The sequence below is a fragment of the Litoribacillus peritrichatus genome, assembly GCF_039537985.1.
Classification (GTDB): Bacteria; Pseudomonadota; Gammaproteobacteria; order Pseudomonadales; family Litoribrevibacteraceae; genus Litoribacillus; species Litoribacillus peritrichatus.
Genome location: NZ_BAABBN010000004.1, coordinates 232,796 through 253,212 on the forward strand (window position 1 = coordinate 232,796; position 20,417 = coordinate 253,212).

At 44.8% G+C, this 20,417-nt stretch carries 14 protein-coding genes and 1 tRNA gene; 7 read left to right on the top strand and 8 right to left on the bottom strand.

Annotated elements, in window-relative coordinates:
- Positions 1–70: 70 nt before the first annotated feature.
- Together ABD744_RS02275 and ABD744_RS02280 are read left to right on the top strand one after the other, a co-directional pair.
- On the top strand, positions 71–1,183 hold the full coding sequence (locus tag ABD744_RS02275; RefSeq protein ID WP_344795036.1) for a dihydrolipoamide acetyltransferase family protein: 1,113 nt from the start codon (positions 71–73) through the stop codon (positions 1,181–1,183).
- 277 nt (positions 1,184–1,460) lie between these two features.
- Positions 1,461–2,483, top strand: coding sequence for an AraC family transcriptional regulator (locus ABD744_RS02280; RefSeq protein ID WP_344795038.1), 1,023 nt, complete (start codon positions 1,461–1,463; stop codon positions 2,481–2,483).
- A 41-nt stretch (positions 2,484–2,524) separates the two neighbouring features.
- On the opposite strand, the gene ABD744_RS02285 is transcribed toward ABD744_RS02280, so the two are convergent.
- The 4 genes from ABD744_RS02285 to ABD744_RS02300 form a co-directional block, all read right to left on the bottom strand.
- On the bottom strand, positions 2,525–3,265 hold the full coding sequence (locus ABD744_RS02285; protein WP_344795040.1) for a substrate-binding periplasmic protein: 741 nt from the start codon (positions 3,263–3,265) through the stop codon (positions 2,525–2,527).
- A 104-nt stretch (positions 3,266–3,369) separates the two neighbouring features.
- On the bottom strand, positions 3,370–6,474 hold the full coding sequence (locus ABD744_RS02290) for an efflux RND transporter permease subunit (RefSeq protein WP_344795042.1): 3,105 nt from the start codon (positions 6,472–6,474) through the stop codon (positions 3,370–3,372).
- Between the two features lie 12 nt (positions 6,475–6,486).
- Positions 6,487–7,587 (bottom strand): efflux RND transporter periplasmic adaptor subunit, encoded by a 1,101-nt coding sequence (locus tag ABD744_RS02295; RefSeq protein ID WP_344795044.1) that lies wholly within the window; start codon positions 7,585–7,587, stop codon positions 6,487–6,489.
- Between the two features lie 234 nt (positions 7,588–7,821).
- A tRNA-Thr gene (locus tag ABD744_RS02300) sits at positions 7,822–7,897 on the bottom strand.
- A 322-nt stretch (positions 7,898–8,219) separates the two neighbouring features.
- On the opposite strand from ABD744_RS02300, the gene ABD744_RS02305 reads away from it, so the two are divergent.
- Positions 8,220–9,635, top strand: coding sequence for an ABC1 kinase family protein (locus ABD744_RS02305; protein WP_344795046.1), 1,416 nt, complete (start codon positions 8,220–8,222; stop codon positions 9,633–9,635).
- Positions 9,636–9,722: 87 nt separating this feature from the next.
- Here ABD744_RS02305 and ABD744_RS02310 read toward each other — a convergent pair whose 3' ends face one another.
- Positions 9,723–10,121 (bottom strand): SpoIIAA family protein, encoded by a 399-nt coding sequence (locus tag ABD744_RS02310; RefSeq protein WP_344795048.1) that lies wholly within the window; start codon positions 10,119–10,121, stop codon positions 9,723–9,725.
- A 374-nt stretch (positions 10,122–10,495) separates the two neighbouring features.
- Here ABD744_RS02310 and ABD744_RS02315 point away from each other — a divergent pair, with 374 nt between their 5' ends.
- Entirely contained in the window at positions 10,496–12,325 is a 1,830-nt protein-coding gene (locus ABD744_RS02315) for an ABC transporter ATP-binding protein (RefSeq protein WP_344795050.1), read from the top strand.
- A 17-nt stretch (positions 12,326–12,342) separates the two neighbouring features.
- On the opposite strand, the gene ABD744_RS02320 is transcribed toward ABD744_RS02315, so the two are convergent.
- On the bottom strand, positions 12,343–14,223 hold the full coding sequence (locus ABD744_RS02320; RefSeq protein ID WP_344795052.1) for a methyl-accepting chemotaxis protein: 1,881 nt from the start codon (positions 14,221–14,223) through the stop codon (positions 12,343–12,345).
- 264 nt (positions 14,224–14,487) lie between these two features.
- Between ABD744_RS02320 and ABD744_RS02325 the strand changes: the two genes are divergently transcribed.
- Positions 14,488–15,477: a phospholipase A gene (locus ABD744_RS02325; RefSeq protein ID WP_344795054.1), complete on the top strand. Its 990-nt coding sequence runs from the start codon at positions 14,488–14,490 to the stop codon at positions 15,475–15,477.
- Between the two features lie 92 nt (positions 15,478–15,569).
- Here the strand turns inward: ABD744_RS02325 and ABD744_RS02330 are convergent, their stop codons facing one another.
- Together ABD744_RS02330 and ABD744_RS02335 are read right to left on the bottom strand one after the other, a co-directional pair.
- On the bottom strand, positions 15,570–17,762 hold the full coding sequence (locus ABD744_RS02330; protein WP_344795056.1) for a TRAP transporter large permease subunit: 2,193 nt from the start codon (positions 17,760–17,762) through the stop codon (positions 15,570–15,572).
- An 8-nt stretch (positions 17,763–17,770) separates the two neighbouring features.
- The gene (locus ABD744_RS02335; RefSeq protein ID WP_344795058.1) at positions 17,771–18,853 is read right to left on the bottom strand and encodes a putative solute-binding protein; all 1,083 of its coding nucleotides are present in this window, start codon (positions 18,851–18,853) and stop codon (positions 17,771–17,773) included.
- Positions 18,854–19,016: 163 nt separating this feature from the next.
- On the opposite strand from ABD744_RS02335, the gene bamJ reads away from it, so the two are divergent.
- Together bamJ and ABD744_RS02345 are read left to right on the top strand one after the other, a co-directional pair.
- Positions 19,017–19,487 carry a BamJ family beta-barrel-assembly machinery protein gene (bamJ, locus tag ABD744_RS02340; RefSeq protein WP_344797695.1) on the top strand — a complete coding sequence of 157 codons (471 nt, stop codon included), beginning with the start codon at positions 19,017–19,019 and terminating at the stop codon, positions 19,485–19,487.
- Positions 19,488–20,026: 539 nt separating this feature from the next.
- A complete protein-coding gene (locus tag ABD744_RS02345; RefSeq protein WP_344795060.1) occupies positions 20,027–20,416 on the top strand; it encodes a type IV pilin protein in 390 nt (129 codons plus the stop codon).
- Position 20,417 lies beyond the last annotated feature (1 nt).

A 20,417-nucleotide genomic window follows, 5' to 3' on the forward strand; every position in this document is an offset into this window, starting at 1 on the left:
AAAGACTGCGGTGTGCTGAAAAGGCTGTAAGTGCTGAATAAACAATCCCAACAAATTTTCCGGAGGCGCTATGAAGTATTTCAAACTTCCTGATTTAGGTGAAGGGTTATCTGAAGCAGAAATTGTTGAGTGGCATGTTAAGGAAGGGGATGACGTAAAAGAAGACGACTTGCTGGTTTCTGTGGAAACTGCAAAAGCGATTGTAGACCTGCCTTCACCTGTGACAGGTAAAATACTGGCGTGTTTCGGTCATACAGGTGATGTGCTGCACATTGGCGACCCTCTTGTAGAGTTTGATCATCTTTCTGATGATACAGGGACAGTGGTTGGTGAAATTAAAGCTGCGGATCAAAAGGTTCAATCGGACACGTTTATCATTGGTTCATCAGGGACTCAAATCAATCAGGCAAAAGCAACGCCCAGTGTCCGAGCCTTGGCTCGAAGGCTTAATGTCGATATTGAACAAGTAAAAGGCAGTGGGTCTGAGGGCAGGATTCTGTCTGAAGATGTAGAGGCATCCGCCAAAATAGATCAAGAAAAAGGTCAAAGTACAGTATTACGGGGTGTACGAAGGACGATGGCAAAAACGATGGCCATGTCTCATCAGCAAGTTGTCCCTGTCAGTATTTTTGATGTGGTTGATGTTCATAAGTGGCCGGAAGGCGACGACACTACTATTCGTTTGGCCAAAGCCATTGCCCTGGCTTGTAAAGAAGAGCCTGCATTGAATGTCTGGTTTGATGGTGAACGTAATTCGATTCGGCCGTGCCAACAAGTTGATCTGGCCATCGCGGTGGACACAGATCAGGGTCTTTTTGTACCAGTACTCAGGGACATCAATAATCGTTCTTTGAAAGACTTGCGCAGCGGTTTGGATCAGCTTCGGCAAGCAGTTAAATCAAGAAACATTCCGCCTTCTGAGATGTTAGGGGCCACAATTACTTTGAGTAATTTTGGGACAATGGCCGGGCGCTTTGCTACACCAGTTGTGGTGCCTCCCACCGTAGCGATTGTTGGTGCAGGAAAAATTTATCAAGGCGTTGTTGCTTATAAAGGGCGAGCAGTTGTACACCCAGTTTTACCTGTGTCGTTAACCTTTGATCATCGCGCGGTAACGGGAGGAGAGGCGGCACGTTTCTTAGGGGCCATACTAAAGAGTCTTTCTAAGAAACAAGTAAAATGATTTAAGCGTTTGATTTGTATGAGTATTGTATTATTGGACAAATAGTTGATTTTATACGACACTATTTTAATTGAACGACAATTCAATAAAGAAGGGTGCTAAATGACCTAAAATGGTTGCTATTTAACCTCTTTGGGCTGATGGTAGGGTGTTACTGTGCTACTAGCACTTCTATATAAACAAAATAACAATAGGTACATGAACAGAACAAGTGCATACATTTGTTCTCTCAGGGAAGTTCAGGCGTACCAAATGTCAGTTGTATCATAGGCAAGCCATGAACGATAAGTTACTCGATAAAGAGCAAATTCCGACTATTTACGCTGCTGTGCTTTATAAAGTCATTGAAAATGCTGGGGGGCATGACATTGACTTAGGCAGGACGGTTGGTATTAGCAAAGAAAAGCTGTTTTCTTCGGAAGGGAGAATCAGCCGTCGCCAATTTGGACGACTGATAGATTTAGGATACAAAGTCACTGATTCACCCGAATTAGGCCTTGAGTTTGGACGTCAACTGAATGTTCATACTGACGGGCTGATGTCTCAGGTGGTGATCACTGCGAATACCTTAGGTGAAGCCGTAGACCGGATGATGAAATATTACCCTGTCTGTGGTTTTTCTATGTTGCAATCGGTGACGGTGACGGATGATATTACCACCTTGCGTGTGACTTATCCGTATCATAATCGTATTAAACCTCAACATAAGATCTTTACTGCTGAGGCTGTGTTTGCAAGTTATTGGGTCAAGTTACAAAGCATGCTGGGCGATAAGATGATGTTGTCTGATATGAAGTTAGCATTTGGCCGACGAAAATACGCGAAAGATTATGAGGACTTATTCGGTTGTCCTGTGCGTTTTGATCAGCAGTTTAATGAAATGACCTTTCCTACTGCGTTGTTGAATCAGCCTTTGAAAACGGCCAACCCGTTTCTGGCTGACTTATCGAAGCAGTTGTGTGATCAACGCATTAAGGAAATTTCAGAGCAGGATACCTTGCCTAATCAGGTTAAGTTGATTCTTCAGAAAAATACCGGTGAAGTGCCCAGCTTAAATGACTTGGCGGACCACTTTGAATTATCGCCAAAAGCTTTACGTCAGCGTCTTGCAAGACATGACACCAGTTATCAGCATATAGTTAATTCTGTGTTAAAAGAAAAGGCGTGCTACTTCCTGGGTGATCATCGTTTGTCGGTGGACGATGTGGCAATGAGGCTGGGATACAGTGACAGTGCAAATTTCAGAAGAGCGTTTAAGCGCTGGACCGGAAAAGCTCCGAGTGAGTATCGTCGCTGTTAAAAAACTCTGACCGAGCAGGATTAAATGGAAGAAACTCACGTTTAATTCTGCTGGCAGGAATCTACGCTATTTTCGATTTGCTTAATTATTTTAGGGTGCTTCTGAATAAAGTGGTGCCCCAGATACACCCCTAAAGGTTTGCTTTTCGCAATCAGTGAATTCAGCTCAGAATCCACGGAATTTCTATAATTTAAATACATTGGTTCTGTGGCCAAAACATAGTCGAGTTTATCCAGTTCGAGCAATTCAAAAAGGTGTTTACTGCTTTCGTGGGCAATGATTTTGTAGCCCTCATGAGCGGAAATCCATTGATGCATATTTGTCCCCAAAACTACCCCGATGTTGATGTTTTCAGGGGTTGGTAATCCATTGTTATCCATTCTGGCTTCCCGTTCGTGTTTTAAGTACCAATGCCAGTAGCTGGTAATAAATGGGCCGAAATAGCGAGCGTATTGGTTTCTTGTGTTGTTTTCCGAGCCGACAAAAAAGCCGTCGTACTTTTGTTGTTTTACTAACTCCTGGGCTCGTTTCCAGGGGAGTAATTCCAAAGTGAATTGAAGGTCTGTGTTTTGTTCAATACACCGGATAACGTTTATTCCTAGGCCGGAAAGCTGCTGTTCCGGATCGTACTCCTGATAGGGTTCCATGATAGAAGTGGCAAGCTTGGCTGGAACGGCTTCCGATGCGTGGCTCGTTGGGCAAAGTGAAAGCGCCGTAAAGAAACTTAAGCTGGGCAAGCTGAAAAATACAGTAAGCCTGCCATACAGAGGTCGTTTAAGCATTGAAAATTAAACCGTTATAGCCACAAGGTATATTCAGTATGGCACGGTTTAATTGATTGAAAAGAAATCGGACAGGGCAAGCGTTCTCCCTGTCCGATTCTGCATTAACTTTTGGTTTTTTCCAGGTGGATAAAGAACGCGAGCAGTGCGGGAATAACAAACAGTGTTAGCAAAGTGGACAAGGCTAATCCTCCTAAGATAACACTGCCTAAACCACGGTAAATTTCACTGCCTGCGCCGGTAGCGATAACCAGTGGAAATAACCCAAACAAGCTGGTGGTTGTGCTCATAAAAATGGGGCGGATGCGAGTCCGAACAGACCAGAGAATTGCATCAATTCCTTGCATTGCGCTGTGTCGGATATTATTCAGAGACTGATGAACAATCAGAATCGCATTATTCACCACAGTTCCGACCAAAATCACAAAGCCCAGCATCACTAAAATATCAAACGGCTGTGGTGCCACGAAAGTATTGACTAAGGATAACCCTACAAAGCCGCCTGCAGCAGCTAATGGTACTGAGACCAGAATGATGACCGGGTAAAGGTAGTTCGAAAACAAAGCGGACATCAGCAGGTAGGTAATGAGAATAGCGAGTACAAAGTTCCATTGCAGGGCGTTTCGGGTTTCGGTTAACTTGTCTGCATTTCCGCCCACGGAAATTTGAACCTTATCAAGCAGCCCTTTTTCTTTGACGGAAGGGACGATGGTCTGAGTAATGTTTTCCAATGCGGTTTGCAGTGGAATATGCTCTGGAGGGGTTACTTGCAAGGTAATGGTTCGTTTTCGTTCCCTGTGGTTAATTTGAGGCACACCAGTCGCGTATGTCAGTTCGGCTACGTCACCAATGCGAACTAATTGTCCAAAATTATTGACGATGTGCTTATTCAGAATGTCTTCCGGTGAGGTGACGTACTGTTCATCATTCCTCAGAATGAGATCAATTTCTTTATGGCCGTCCGGTTTGTATTCACTGATTTTTCGACCGTCCATAATAATATCGATATAAGTGCCTAAGCTGGTTTCATCCAGACCATTGGCTAGGAGTTTATTTCGGTCGGGGATGATCCGGGCTTCTGGATAAGAAATTTCCAGGGATGGCATAGGGCGGATTTGTGCCCCTTCAATGGCACCCGATAAAGTGCCATAGAGAACACGCGCAGCATCCACGATATCGCTGTTGTCGGTGCCGGAGACATTCACATCAATGCTTCTGCCTTTTCCTATGCCACTTTCGAAAATCCCGGCCTGCAGGCTGACGCCGAACATGTCGGGGATGGATTGCATGACTCGATTAAACAGTGGCATTAATTCTTTGGCGCGGGTTTCGTGCTCACTGAGTCCGCCAAATAAGGTCAGGCTGTCGTGGCTCACAAAGAACAGGTCTTTGATCTGCGGGTAGCCTTCAACGCCATCCTCTTTGATGTAGGGTTCAAGCTCATCGTAGACGTATTCAGATATCTGTTCTCGTTTCTCGACGGAATAGCCGGGCGGCGGTACAAGTATGTTGAGTATTAAGTTGCGATTGCCTTGAGGAAGGTATTCGGCTTTGGGCAAAAGCCACATGGTGATCATGTATGAGCCTGCTACAAACAAAGTTATGGTAGCTAAACGACTCCAAAATGATTTAAGTGTTAATTGTGATAACAGCATGATGGTACGCACAAAGAGATTGCCTTCATGGAGTTTGACGGGCTTTTCATAGCCTGTTTTGTCTTTACTGCGACCGTAGAACCGTCGGATGATGGTTGGGATTAAGGTGATGGAAACCACTAGGCTGAATACAATGGAAGCGGTGATCGCAATGGCGATGTCCCGGAATAATTGACCTGCTTCTTCTTCGATGAAGAGCACCGGTAAAAAGACCGCAACGGTGGTGACGGTCGAGGCCAATACCGCACCCCAAACTTCAGTTGTGCCGTCAAGAGCTGCCTGAAATGCGTTTTTCCCCATTTGCCGGTGACGGTCGATGTTTTCAAGCACCACAATGGAGTTGTCGACTAACATACCGACCGCGAATGAGATCCCGGCCAGGCTGACCACATTGATCGACCGGTCGCCCAGGTAAAGAAAGATAAAGGTGCCCATTGCTGAGACAGGAATGGCGATGGCAACGGTAATGGTTGAGGCCAGTGACCGTAAGAACAGCAACAAGACTATGACGGCAAGTAAGGCACCAATGATCAGATTCGTTTTGACCATATCAATAGCGGTGTTGATGTACGGGGTTTGGTCGTAGACCCAATCAAAATATAAGCCCTGATCGGCCAGTACCGTTTCGTTTAATTCATTGACAACCGCTCGAACCCGCTCGGTCAGGTCGAGCACGTTTGCGCCTGACTCTTTTTTCACACCCACAATGATCATCGGCATACCGTTATGCAAAACGGCATCTGTCTTTGGCTCGTAGCCAATGCGGGCTCTGGCAATGTCTGCCAGCGTGATTCGGTAGAAACCATCGTCTCGAATAGGGAGGTTTTCTACATCCTGAGTGGATTGAAACTCCGCTAAGGTGCGTATTCGGTAGTTACGTCGGCTGATACCTTGGACACCGGCAGAGGTGGTTTGATTTCCTCTTTGGATTCTTTGCGCCAGTTGCTCAATGGTCAGCTGGTTGTTGGCCAATGCCGTTGCATCCACGACCACTTCCAGCTGTTCTTTGGTGCCCCCTAATACAAATAAAGAACCAACACCGTCTACCCGCTCCAGTTGAGCACGAACTTCGTTTTCAAAAAAGGTCCGTTCTTTTCGAACGTCCCGAAATGGTTCTTCCGTTTTTTTCAGCATCATCCAAATGATGGGGGAACTGTCTGCACCAGAGGTGTTGATGACCGGTTTGAGCGCATTTTCCGGGTAACTGGATACTTCATTCAGTTTATTCGAGACCAGCATGTTCGCATTATTCAGGCTGGTCCCTACTTTAAATGTTAGGGTGATTTCTCCGTAATCGTTGTAGCTGGCACTCTCCATCAGTAGCAGCCCTTGAACGCTTTTAAGGACTTCTTCCTGAGGCTCGATGATTTCTTTTTCTATCTCATAAGGGCTGGCTCCGGGCCAGGTTGTACGGATTGATATTTGAGGCTGTTCTACGTCGGGGGTAAGCTGAACCGGAAGTTCCATTAAGCTGACGATGCCAAACATCACCACAAGAATGACAGCTGAAACGGTCGCAACCGGATGTTTGATGGACTGAGCAATTAATGACATGGGTTGCAGCCTTTATTGAATGATGATCGGTTGGTCGGGACGAAGACGATCATTTCCTTTCACGATAATTTGAGTGGTTTCACTGATCAGGCCAGGTTGCACGGAAACCTTGGCACCGTAGCGACCGGTGATAGTGACCGGAATAATCTGCGCTTGTTTGCTGTTGTCGTCATTGGTTTTTACGGCATAGATAAACTCTTTTCCTTGGTGCTGGATTAACGCATCTCTGGGAAAGGTGACTGCGGTTCTGGGTTCTGATGTTGCTATTGATACTTTTAATGACATATTGCGAACCAGTCCGCTTTGGTAATCAATTGTGACTTTTACAGGAACACTTTTGGTTCTGAGGTCTGCCACCGGGACGGTGCTGTTTAAAATCCCTTCGATCTGAAGATCCAGGGGGGCGATGTTTACAGCGGTTTTGTTGCCTAGCTTAATGTAACGGACATAGCGCTCGGGTACGCTGACTAAGGCAATGGTTTCGTCGAGCTTGGCCAGTGTAACAATCGGGTCTGCCTGTCCTAGCCACTCACCAGGTTGTTTATGTTTCGCAAGAATTAATCCGTCGTATTGGGCTTTAATTGTGCTTTTACGAATCAGTATGTTCAAGCGCTCAATTTGGTTGAGCAGCTTTTGGCGGTTGGCTTTGTTGGCTTGCAAATTAAACTCGAGGGTTTCCAGTGCTCGTTTACTTTCAAAACTGGTTTTTAGCAATTTTTGAGAACGGGCCATGTCTTTCTCGATACGCCCTTGTTCGGCTTTAAGTGCTTCGAGCTCTGAGTTTTTTACTTTGATGTCTTGTTTCAGTAGGTCGGTGTTTAACTTGGCTATCAATTGACCTGACTTCACCATGTCACCCTCATCAAAGTAAATCTCAGAAATAATACCTGCTTGTTCGCTGGTTATTTGGCTGCTGGTATTGAAGTCGATGATGCCGGGTATTTCAGTGGTATCAGCCAGTTCTTCGATGGTTGCTTGCACTACTTCAACTTTTGCCGGTGGTGGTGTTTGACCAAATACAGAGGTCGTTGCAAGTGTCAGTATGGAAAATACCCCTAATACCATTGTTGCAGAGGGAATTGAAAGACGGCTGATAACAGTAGAATGTTTCATAACGATGTTCTTATATGGAATTAGGAGGGAGGCTCAATGGGTTAAACTGTTGAGATAATGTAATAATTTTATAGGGGTTTACGTGCATTGCACAATTGAGAAAATTGATCGTTCGATTAAGTTATTTTAACTCGAGTTATAATGACGTCAGGAAATAGGGAGCAGTTTTTTTTGAGAAGAAAAGTTTGGCACAAAAAAAAGCCCGATTTCTAAGAAATCGGGCTTTTCAGATTCTGGTGCCGACACCAAGAGTCGAACTCGGGACCTACTGATTACAAGTCAGTTGCTCTACCAGCTGAGCTATGTCGGCAAATCGTGGGGAGTATTATAGGTATATATTTATTGCTGTCTATACTTTTTTTAATTTTTTTATGTTTTATTTTTCAGGTGGTTAAAAAATACTCAGGTGGGCGCACTGCGTATTCAATAATTTTCTTATTGAGGGGTTCTGGTTGCGTTACGTCGTGTCAAATCATCGCCAATTGAGCTCAAACTGGTTAAAATGGCCGAAATCAGAGAAGTTACAATGCAGTTCAGAGACGGTTACTTCGCAGTTCAAGTGCCGTTTCTGCAAATAAGAAAGACACGTCAGGCTCGATGAATTAACGGAATCACCCTTTATTGGAATTTTCATGGTAAGAAAATCGGACTCTAAATACGTCGAAAAAATCCGCACAGGCAGTTTTGAACGAAAGTATCTGATGGCAAAAGCCGGGGTTGTTGCCGGTACTCGATACGCCTCTAAAAGTGCCGGAGCGATGCTGAAAAGTCAGGATAAGCGCCGTAAAGCGCATAAAAGGGCCTTGGCTCAAGAAGCTCAATATTTGGTTGAAGAACTTGGTAAATTGAAGGGCAGTGTGGTCAAAATCGGCCAAATGATGGCGCTTTATGGCGAATTGTTTTTGCCTCAGGAAATCACCGATGCACTTCATACGTTAGAAGAGGATACGACGCCCGTTGCCTGGACGACCATTCATCATGAGTTGGTGAAAGAATTAGGCGTTGAGCGTTTGACTGAGCTGGACGTTGATCCCGTTCCTCTCGGGGCTGCTTCGTTGGGACAGGTTCATCGAGCGACACGCAAGTCCGACGGCAAGCAATTATGCTTGAAAGTTCAGTACCCTGGTGTGGCGGAAGCCATAGACTCTGATTTAAGTTCGGTCGCGACACTGATTAAATTAACTCGTTCGGTAAAGATGGGTCGTGATTTTGACCAGTGGTTTAATGAAATACGATTCATGATGCACCGGGAGGTGGATTACCATGAAGAATTTCATACCACGCGGAAGTTTGGTCGTTTATTAGCAGACGACCCCCGTTACGTTGTACCTGAAGTGTTCGAGCGCTATTCTACAGGGGCGGTTTTGTGTACTTCCTATGAAGAAGGTCATAACGTCAACAGTGATGCGGTGTTGGGGCTTTCTCTAGAGCGCAGAAATGATATCTCCAAATGGGCACTGGACTTGTTGTTTAAAGAACTGTTTGTCTGGAAAGAAATGCAGACAGATCCTAACTTTGGTAACTACCGAGTGCGTTTAGGGTCAGACGGTGCTAAAGATCAGTTAGTTTTATTGGATTTTGGTGCGGCTCGTACGTTCGATGACTCCATTATGAAACCGGTTCAACTGATGATTAAGGGCGGTTATCTCAGAGATCGAAAAAAAGTGTTAGAGGGCGCTGTCGCTGTTAATTTTATGCAAGCTCACTTTCCACCGAAGGTGCTTAATGCTTTTACAGAGATTGTTTATGACTTGCTGGAACCGGTTGCTAATGGTCAAAATCCGCCTCCGGCGTTTGCACTGAATCAATTTGGTGATTATTGTTGGGTTGAAAGTGATTTACCGGCCCGGGTTGCAAGAAAAGCGACCATTTCTGCCATTTCCAAGCACTTTAATATGCCGCCTAAAGAGTTTTTATTTCTGCAACGAAAGCTGGTTGGGGTTTACACTATGATTTCGGTGCTGAAAGCAGAATTCAACGGGCAAGAGATTTTTGACCCCTATATTGATCTACTGGTGGATACGCTCGAACCGGTTTTATCTGAATAAAAACACAAGACAAAGAGTTGTATTCAGATTTGACTGCGGCCAATAACGTTGCGTAATGAGTGAAAACGAAAAGCAAAAGCGGGTTAACTACCACAGCTTTTGTTTTTCTTCTTGAAGCCATTTCTGTGCTTGCTCCATTTCTTCGAAATACTTGATGTCGCCAGATATGAACCAAGATCCGACTTTGGCGGCGTAATCCTGCCATTTCTTATTGCCGTAGATAGCAATTCTGGCAAATTCATTTCCATGTTTCATTCCAAGCTTTAAGTCATCCCAGGCGGCTCTTAATTCCCAGCCTTCAAGTTCAGAGGCATCGACAAATACGTTGATGTAAGGATGTTCTATGCCCTCGACGGCTGCGTCCAGCATCGGAATTATTTTGGTGTAGTCGTCGTGTGTTAATTTACCCAGAACTTTCAAGTTAAGCAGAATGACTTCATTCGTGCGTTCCAGACCAATTGATAAACCGTGTCGTTGAGTGCTCATGCTTTGGAACCTTACGAGGTCGTGCTGAATCGGCTGAACCAAGATTAATAGACTTATGTATCGGCTTCCTGATACTAACGTTTATACGTACCAAAATGGCCAAGAATCAAAGACCCTAGTACCCAAGTTTCTTAATAATAAATATAGGTCTCTGCGAGCAGGATGAAAGCTTTATAACAAAAAAAGACGAAACTTCTTTATGGTGCTTGGAATGCTTTCGATAGAATGTTGTTATATTTCGTTATCGCATAAACTTAAAACTTTTTATTCGATTAATTTTATGTGTTTTTAAAGTCGGTAAGGCTCAGGAAGGGCGCCGCATTTCGGTTTCTCGAAATTTTAAATTGTATGGTCTTAATAAGGTAAATCACTGCATGTTGCGTTTTTTTGAGGGACTCATAAACCCATTTCCAAAAGAAGAGCCAAAACAGCCTCCGAATACGTTTCTGGCGTATTGCAGGCATCATATCCGGGGGATGGAATTTCCATTGATTATGCTCGGTGTTTTGGCTGCAGCTCTTGCGGTTGTTGAAGTGTACCTTTTTGGGTTCATGGGGGATTTGGTGGATTGGTTATCCACAGAGACGCCAGATGAATTCTTTGATCAACACCGCGATCAGCTTTTCAATGTGGGGTTGTTATTGTTAGTGGGGCTGCCCGGTTTGATTTTGCTCCATTCCGCATTCATCTATTTGGTGTTGCTAGGGAACTTTCCTATGCAAATACGTTGGATGTCGCACCGTTATTTGCTCAAGCAAAGTATGTCTTTTTATCAGAATGATTTTGCAGGTCGTATTGCTACGAAAGTGATGCAAACGTCATTGGCTGTTCGTGAGTCGGTGATGAAGGTGCTTGATGTGTTGGTTTATGTCAGCGTTTACACCGTGTCTATTTTAGTGTTGGTTGCTCAAGCAGACTACCGGTTAATGCTGCCTATTGTCGTTTGGCTTTGTGTTTATGTTGGCTTGTTATCTTTTTTTATTCCGAGATTAAAACGAATTTCGATTGACCAGGCCGATGCCCGGGCAGAAATGACCGGCCGGGTGGTTGATAGCTACACGAACATTGCAACGGTGAAACTGTTTTCACACAGCCAAAGAGAGGCCGCATACGCCAAAGAAGGTATGGATGGTTTTTTACAAACGGTCTACAGACAAATGCGGTTTGCCTCAGGTCTGAGTGTTGGCGTTAACATCAACAATTACTTACTGCTGTTTTGCTTGTCTGCTATCGGCATTTGGTTGTGGCAAGGGGATTTGATTGGTGCCGGAGTCATCGCTGTGACAGTGAGTTTGGCGTTGCGTTTAAATGGCATGTCGCAGTGGATTATGTGGGAGATATCAGGGCTTTTTGAGAACATAGGTACAGTCACTGATGGTATTTCAACATTGGCTCAGCCTCAGGAGGTGCTGGATAACCCGAATGCACCGGCGTTGGAAGTTACTCAGGGAGAAATACAGTTTGATCATACGTCGTTTCACTACGGTAAAGACAGTGGCGTGATTGAAGATTTGAATTTACACATTAAACCGGGCGAGAAAGTCGGGGTGGTGGGACGTTCTGGCGCAGGTAAATCAACACTGGTGAATTGTCTTATGCGCTTTCATGATCTTGCTGGTGGCAGGGTGTTGATAGATGGTCAGGACATCAGTCAGGTTCAGCAAGAATCACTGCGAGCTAAGATAGGCATGGTCACTCAAGATACATCGTTGCTGCACCGGACGGTTCGCGAGAATATCCTATATGGTCATCCGACGGCATCTGAAGAGGAGATGATCCAGGCAACCCGAAAAGCCGAAGCCTACGACTTTATTCAGTCTCTGTCCGATCAACAAGGGCGAATAGGGTTTGATGCAAAAGTGGGTGAACGGGGCGTGAAATTGTCGGGTGGGCAGCGACAACGAGTGGCCATTTCGCGGGTGTTATTGAAAGATGCGCCCATATTAATTCTGGACGAAGCCACTTCTGCACTGGATTCAGAAGTTGAAGCCGCGATTCAGCAAAGCCTGAATAAGCTGATGGAAAATAAAACGGTGATTGCAATTGCGCATCGCTTGTCGACCATTGCGGCTATGGATCGATTAATTGTGCTGGATGAAGGGAGAATTGTGGAGCAAGGCACTCACCAAGAGCTGGTGGCTTCAAACGGCATCTATGCGCAACTCTGGGCGCATCAAACGGGTGGTTTTATAGGGGAAGATTAATCTCCCCCTAGCATCTTCTATACCTTAAATACATTCAGTCTGTTTTGTTGTTGATCCGCTTGCTCTTCCATATTTTGACAGTGCATGGTCTGTTCTTTCGCACCGTCGGCAACGATTTGGCTAATGTCGCGTATGTTGGTGGTGTTTCTGTTAATTTCTTCTGTGGTTGCACTTTGCTCTTCTGCTGCGGCCGCAATTTGAATGTTCATATCTGAAATTTCTGAGATACGATCACGAATGGCCTGAAGTGCTTCATTGGCCTGGCTTGAGATGTCTCGGGTATCGTTGGCCATGGTTTTACTGTGATTGATCTTTTGTTCGGCTTGTTTCACACCTGAAATTAACTGGTTAATCATGTTCTGAATTTCTTCAGTGGACTGTTGCGTTCTGGACGCCAGTGCTCGCACCTCATCTGCAACCACAGCAAATCCACGTCCTTGTTCACCGGCTCGGGCGGCTTCGATGGCGGCGTTCAACGCCAGTAAGTTGGTTTGTTCTGCAATGCCGGTGATAACCGACAAAATGGATTCAATATTACTGCTGTATTCGGCCAGATTATTGATGGTCGAAACAGCCTCTTCCATGTCACTTGATAATTGGTTAATGGCGCCAGTGGTTTTCGCAACCACTTCTGAACCGTGAGAAGCGGCATCCTGAGCTGAAGAAGCCGAGTCAGCCCCACGTTGCGCGTTATCAGCCACTTCATGAGCGGTAGAAGACATTTCACTCATCGCTGTGGCAAGTTGATCCAGTTCCTCCAGTTGTTGTAGGTTGTTGGACGCGTTCTGTGCCGCGTGGTTGGTTAAACTGCTGCCATCCCTGACGCCAGAAGAAAGCTGTTTAATTTCAATGATCATTTCCTGTAAATAGCTGATGAAAATATTAAATTGCTCCGATACTTTGCCGAACTCGTCGTTGCTGGTGATCGGTAAACGTTCGGTGAGATCCCCTTCTCCCCGGTTAATTTCAATCAATGATTCGTGCAACTGTTTTAATGGTTTTAACACATGGGTCATGACCGGGAACAGAATAACAGAGCTAATCAGTACCCCTAAAATCGCTGCGATCAGCGCGCGGGTGCCTATGGTATAGGCGTCAGACATAATGATGTCTTTATCCACGACGACGCCAATCATCCAGTTTGTGCCTTGCAGGTTTTTAAGTGGGTGAAAGGAAACCAGGGCGGTTTGATCATCCATATCCAGTGTTTGCAGTGTGGTAGTGAGCTTTGGCTTATCCTGAGTGAACAGTTTCGCAATTTTTTGGCCGTTAAGTTTGTTGTTCGGGTGGCTGATGATGGTGCCGTTGGCATTTAATAAAAATGTGTAACCTGCACCGCCGAAGTTAATGGTGTTCACTGCATCTGATACTGTTTTCAGGCTCAGGTCACCACCAAACGCACCTTTGAACGTACCGTTGTCTGAGAAGTTGGCAACCACTGAGATCAATATTTCGCCGGTAGAGGCATCGGCGTAGGGGTCGGTCAATGCGGCTTTGCCATTGGCCGCTTTGGCGACCCCGTACCAAGGGCGCTGACGGGCATCCCAGTTGGCCGGATTCCAGCTTCGGTCATTGGTAATGGCTTTTCCATCGGTGTCCAGGCCGCCGAAGATCAATAAAAACTCGTTTTTCAGTATGGGCAAGTTGAACGTTTGCTGAATTCGTTGCTGATTAAAATCGGCGTCGATACTTTGTGCCATCATATCGATTAAATGAAGCTTGCCGTTGAGCCAGTTAGAGACCTGAAAGCCAAGGGCTGAGCTGGTTTCATTAATATTCTTTTCTGCTTTCTGGTAGAGGCTGTCTCGGACCGTGACGTACTGTGTCCAGGATAAAATTGAAATGACGAATAAAATGATGACTGCTGAAACAAGAACAATCTTTTGGGATACTTTCATACTTGCCTTCCTTTACTTCTATACAACTTTAATCAGGCACTATTAAGTCGAGTTGATTTTTTATCTAAGATGAATAAAAAACGTCAGTAAACTCAGTGAGTTGTAATGCTTCGATATTAGAATAGTGTTTAAATACTATAGATCATATTTTTTAGTCCGAGCGGGCAAATTTTTGAAACTTGGGAAGGTGGGGCAAAACGACGGCTAATTACGCTTTTTGTGACCTTAATTTTTATGTGGACAGGAATCAGGAATGTTAATCTCATGAAAAATAGAACCATAGCTGTTGGGCTGTTATTGCTGGCTCGGATGGGTTCCGCTGAAGAAGCTCAGATTTCGGTGGATGAATGCATCATTAAGAGTGTTGGGGTCGCCGGTCCGGAAGTGACCGCCAAAGAGATTCGGGACAACTGCCAGCGGCTTGATACGATAGAGGAAGTTGAGGTTCCAAAACGGGTCTTGGTGGAAAAAGCCACCGAAGACAACCCTTATGTGATTACAGGGCATCGTCAAAACTATATTTTGCCTGTTTCTTATATGGAAGACCCAAACCAATCGCCGTATAACAATAATTTTTATCCTGGAGAGGAAGATCCGGTTAAAAATGAAGAGGTCAAGCTTCAGCTGAGCATTAAAGTACCGCTGACCTATTCGGAAGTACTGGTTCCTAATGATGCGGTTTACTTTGGTTTTACACTGAAATCATTTTGGCAGTTCTACGCCAGTGAAGTGTCTTCCCCGTTTCGTGAAACCAACTACCGGCCTGAAGTGTATTACGAAGCGCCAATTCCGAGCCAGTTTTGGGGTGGAACTTTACTTACGCGGGTAGGGATTGAGCACGAATCGAATGGACGTGGTGGTGATTTAAGCCGAAGCTGGAACCGGGTGTTTGCTGGTGTGGGCTTTGCGAAGAATGACTGGGGCGTTTATTTACAACCTTGGTGGCGCATTCCTGAAGATGCAAAAGAGATGGAGGATGATGCCGACGGCGATGACAATCCTGATATCAATAAATACATGGGGTATTACGAACTTCACGGGGTTTATAAACATAACGACTTCGAATTTTCGGCCATGAGCCGATTAAATTGGGCTACGGGTTACGGTGCCATTGAGGCGGGCATGAGCTTTCCTTTGTACGGTCGGTTAAGAGGTTTCGTGCAATACTTTAATGGTTACGGTGAAAGTTTGATTGATTATGATCATCACCAGCAGCGAATTGGCGTTGGTTTTCTGCTGACCGGGCTGTTGTAGCCTCCGGTGCCCGGCTTATTTCTTCAGAGCATGAACCAAGTAATTTGATTGACTGGCTCATGATCTGAGGAATGGCACGCTTTTCAGCTTTGTTAGGCAAAGATGATTGGCCCATAGGCCACCAATAACAGGGTTGTACCCATGACCAGCAGTGGCAGTAATAGTCGCTCATTTCGATAATAAAAGCTGTTACCTTCCTTCATGGCCAGTTGCACTTCCTTTTCTCCCACCACTTGCCGGGTAAAGACGTGATTGATTGCGACAGGAGGGCTGAGATAACCCAACTCAAAGGCAACCAGGCAAATCATCCAGAAATGCACGGGGTCGATGCCATGTTGATAGGCAATAGGCGCTAAGCTGATACTCACTAAAACCAAAGCTCCGAACGGGTCCATTAGCATACCAATGATGACCAGACAGAGTAATAAAAATGCCATCATTAAATACTGAGAGTCCACAAGGTATGAAAGCCCTTGTTCAAAGCCGCTGAACTCCATGGAGCCGCCGACAGCGTAGGAACTTGCCATGATCATCAGTAATGCGCCTATGTGTGGAGTGGACTCGTAAACGGAGGCTCGAACGGGGGTTGCACTGCTTTTTGTCCTTTGATTTGAGTGTTCTGTTGGCGGGGTGGGATACAGATCTTTTTCGAGTGCAGAGCGCTCCCAAATCAATATTAAGATGACGATGACCGGTAGCAGGAAAGGTGCGGTAAATTCATCAAGGTGTGCATCCAGCACAAAATGGTAAATCGACAGGGAAAAACCGATGATGACAAAGTAGGGAAAGAGTTGTTGAATGTCAGAAAATTTATCACCGATTGACGTGTCGGTTTCTTCTTTAGTTGGTTGTGCTGTCGATTCATTGTGTTTTTTAGCTGATCGCAGCAATAAGATGAAGACTGAAAAGACGATTAACGTCAGCGCGAAGATTTGAGTGCCCCAATAATAAAGTTCATCGGTTACAACTTCTTTGTTCAACATGGCGATGCCGACGATCAATAAACAGGGTCTCAATACCACGCCTGAACTTCCTGTCATCGCGGTGACCGCTAAGGCGAGTTGTCGGCGAGTCCCGACGTTCCTCAATTCCTGATAAACCACAGATCCCATCGCAATAATAATGATGCCCGACGCTCCTGTGTACGCAGTGGGTAGGGCCATAAGCAGAATAGCTACGATTGCCAGTGCCTCGGGAGGAAGTTTCCAGGCACTGAATACCTTAAACAGCCTTGTTCCGAGTGAACTTTGGCGGAGCAGCATTCCCACCCAGATATACAAGGCAATTTGCAGATAGAGTCCTGAGAGTTCGAACATTTGAGTAAATAATATGGCGAGACCGGCAGGGTGACTCTGCGAGATGAAAAAATGGTAGGCGGCACTGAATATCATGTAGCAATAGATGGGAATGGACAGAAATGAGTCTCGTAGTTTTCCTTGAGGGCGCTGTTTATCAGCGCCAGAAATAAAAAAAGCTGGCAGAGGGCTGAACAGTGCGTAAAGCGAAACTGCAGCAATCATTAAGGCACCGACTACTAACACATAGACTATTTCTGGCTGGTCGATCGCGATGCCGGATTTATTTTGTGTTAACAGGTAATCGATGCCAGAAATACAAATCAGGGCGTTGGCTGTTAATTGAGCGATGGAGGAGAGTCTGTGGTCGGACTCGGTATGCACTGGCCGGAAGCTGATGTGATTATTTTGAATTGTGGCGATGAATACAGTTGCGAAAAGCATAATCACCAGAATGAGCCGTTGTTGCTCTAGAATGAACAAGCTGAATGAAGCCGTATTTTGTTCAACTTCCCGAAACAGTATTAAACTTTGAGTGACTTGCTGATGGTAACGGTCAAACTGCTGGTGTTCTAGCTGACAGCTTGCAATTTGACTGTATAAGGATTTTCCTGCGGTTACTCTGTTGAACGGCTCATTGATGAACCCGAATTCATCTTCACTCAGGTTGTGATTTTGCTCCAGTTGGTTGAGCTTGCTTTCAATATCAATGTTGGGATCACACTGGGGCGCGGTCGGGCTGTTTCTTAATTGCGAGTAGTCATCCCAAACATAATCCCCGAGCTTTAAAAATTGGCTGTGAACATGTTCCCCGGTGCCTGCCAGTACTGTCAGCAATAATAAGAAGAAAGTAAAATAGCTTAAGTAGCTGGATAGGTTGCGTGTGCTTACTTTGCTATCAATGGCTGGTTGCATACTGCTGGTATTCAACGTTTTCGTTGGTTTATTTGTTGATACGTTAGGACGTTCGCCGGTGGAATAGGTATTCATAAGTGCGCCTATTCTTTGTTGTCTGACGTGCATTCTGAGAGTGTCGGATCTATTTTACAGCGGACTTTTCTGAATAATGTCAGTGCCTTGGCGTTATAAATTCCCTGGTCTCTTAATGCTAATCTGTTTTTCCGGTGAGTATCATTCCAGGCCGCTTTTACCTGTTGAGGAATTTTGATCCAGTATTTTTCAGGGATATTAGCTTCGCTGGTGGTGATGATGTCCATGAACAGATTATTGAACTCTCTGCTGTGGGTTCTGGAGTGCTGACCGAAACCGTCCGGGAATTTTTTCCAGCGAATCACCAGTTGAACAGTACTTTGATGCAGTGGCCAGTCAATGATGCCTCCGTTCGGCTCAAGTCCTTTATATAGCTCCATCGGCTCGTAAGCGATGGCCGGAGCGCCAGTGATGTCGACGGCGTGGCTGTTAAACTTTTGTAGTGCATTGGTGATGGTTGAGGAGACTGGTGTCATACCTGTTTGCTGGATCAAGTATTCTGATTCAGGCGCGCTATCCAGCACCGTAATTTTTTTTCCGGCCAGTTTTTCCGGGGTATTAATACTGCGGTCGATCACAAACCCAAACAGCGCGCCAGTGGGGGCTATGGACACAATTTCATAGTCGCCTTGACGCATGTACTTTGCTGCTTTTGGTGAGCTGAGTGTCGATAAGATTAACGTTAGATGTTGGTAGCTGGGGATGGCACCAATGGAGTTCAAGGAGCCGGTAAAGTGGTTATAGTTTCGAGCTCGAATGCCGGGAAGGTTGACCATGTCGCAGACGCCGGCATTGAAATCTTCTGCAGCAATACGGTCATTCGTGTAAGACTTAAATGTTAACTCTACGCCCCATTTCATGGCTGAAACTCGATACTCATTCATGATGTTATGAGTCGGACCGTTTTTACCAATGATGTCAAATACACACATGGTGATTGGCGTGAGTTGATTGGTTGTTTTGACGCTGGCGGCGGAATAAGTAGCTAAAAGCGTACAAGCCAGGCTGAGTAATAAATGTGGATTTACGAGCGACATTAAAAAGCGTTGAATGCTTGAGAAATACCCTTGAATACTGACTGGCTGATTCATGGTTTGTCCTTTTTATTGTTATTAGTGTCTGTTATTCCTAAAAATTGTAATGTCAGTGGGGCAATGCTTAATCCTACTAAAGTAGGGTTTGAACATTTTTTCGCTAATTTCGGGAGGCTCTTGTAAAATTGTCTTTTGTTCAAAAGGAGTTATAAGTCCAGTGATGAATTTTTTGGTAGTGGTGATTCTTGTTGCTTTGGTTGTATTTTTTACAAAACGCTTTTCCGATGGTAAGAAAAACGCTTTAGAAAATGTTAAAACAGGCAATGCGTTTCTTGAAAAAAATAAGCAGGAAGAGGGGGTTGTAACCACCGAATCCGGTTTGCAGTATCAGGTTTTAACCAAAGGCACTGGTACTGAAAAGCCTGCGGCTACGGATAAAGTAAAAGTTCATTACCATGGCACTCTTCTTGACGGCTCGGTATTTGATAGTTCGGTTGAGCGAGGCCAACCCATTGAATTCTTTTTGACCCAGGTGATCCCTGGCTGGACAGAAGGATTGCAACATATGGCAGTGGGTGACAAAACGCGTTTGTTTATCCCCAGTAAGCTGGGGTATGGCAACCGAAACGTTGGGGGCATCCCGGGTGGCTCTGTTTTGATTTTTGACGTGGAGTTGTTGGATATAAACTAAGAAGGCTCTGATGAAAGCCTACAATGCTTCTCTGAAGTCGCGCTGTATGGTGATTTCACGTTCAACTCAGTGTTCAAGAAGTGAGTGTTGTTTTGTGAGTCAAGCTTACTAAGTTTGCTCAGCGCCCTAGTTATATACCAGCTTCCATATAAGCAGACGGTGTTCCATTGTCTGTTTATATGGATACGTTAAGAACTTCTTCCTGTTCTAATTCTTCTCTTGCACCTCTCTTTGTTTAGGGAATATGTATTGTCTATAAAATAGACTTTAGTGTTCGTTAATTGAGATTTACCCTCTGTTTTTTGGCTCAGGTTATGCTTAAGGTGTTACTTTATATTGTTGATGTATAAAGTAAAATTTAAGTTTTTCCCTCTGGGTTGTCCAGTCGTCCCTTCAAATGATCCAGTTGTCATTCTGGTTGATATTTGAGCATTTGTTCGGTTTGATTTTATTTTCCTTGGTCTAAGATTAGTGTGAGAGATTGAGATTCTGCTTGGTGGTATATGGGCCAGTTCAAATGTCAGAAACTAGGAATGTACATGAAAAATGAACATGGGTTTAGCTTAATAGAGCTTATGATCGTCGTGGCAATTGTAGGTGTTTTGGGCTTTATTGTTGTGCCAAGTTATCAGGGATTTGTAAAAGACGGTAAACGTTCAGCAGCACAAAGCTATATGTTGGAACTGGCTTCTCGGCAAGCAAATTACTTACAAGACAATCGAAATTACACAAGTACAGTGTCTGAATTAAATGTTGTGGCTTCGGATGAAGTCACAAGTAATTATAGCTTTACGATAGTAATTGGTGCCGCTGGTGAAGCGCCCATTTATACTATCACTGCTTCCCCTAAATCTTCAGGTTCCATGTCTTCCGACGGTGATTTAACAATTAATCATCTAGGTGTGAAAACACCCGCAAGTAAATGGTGAG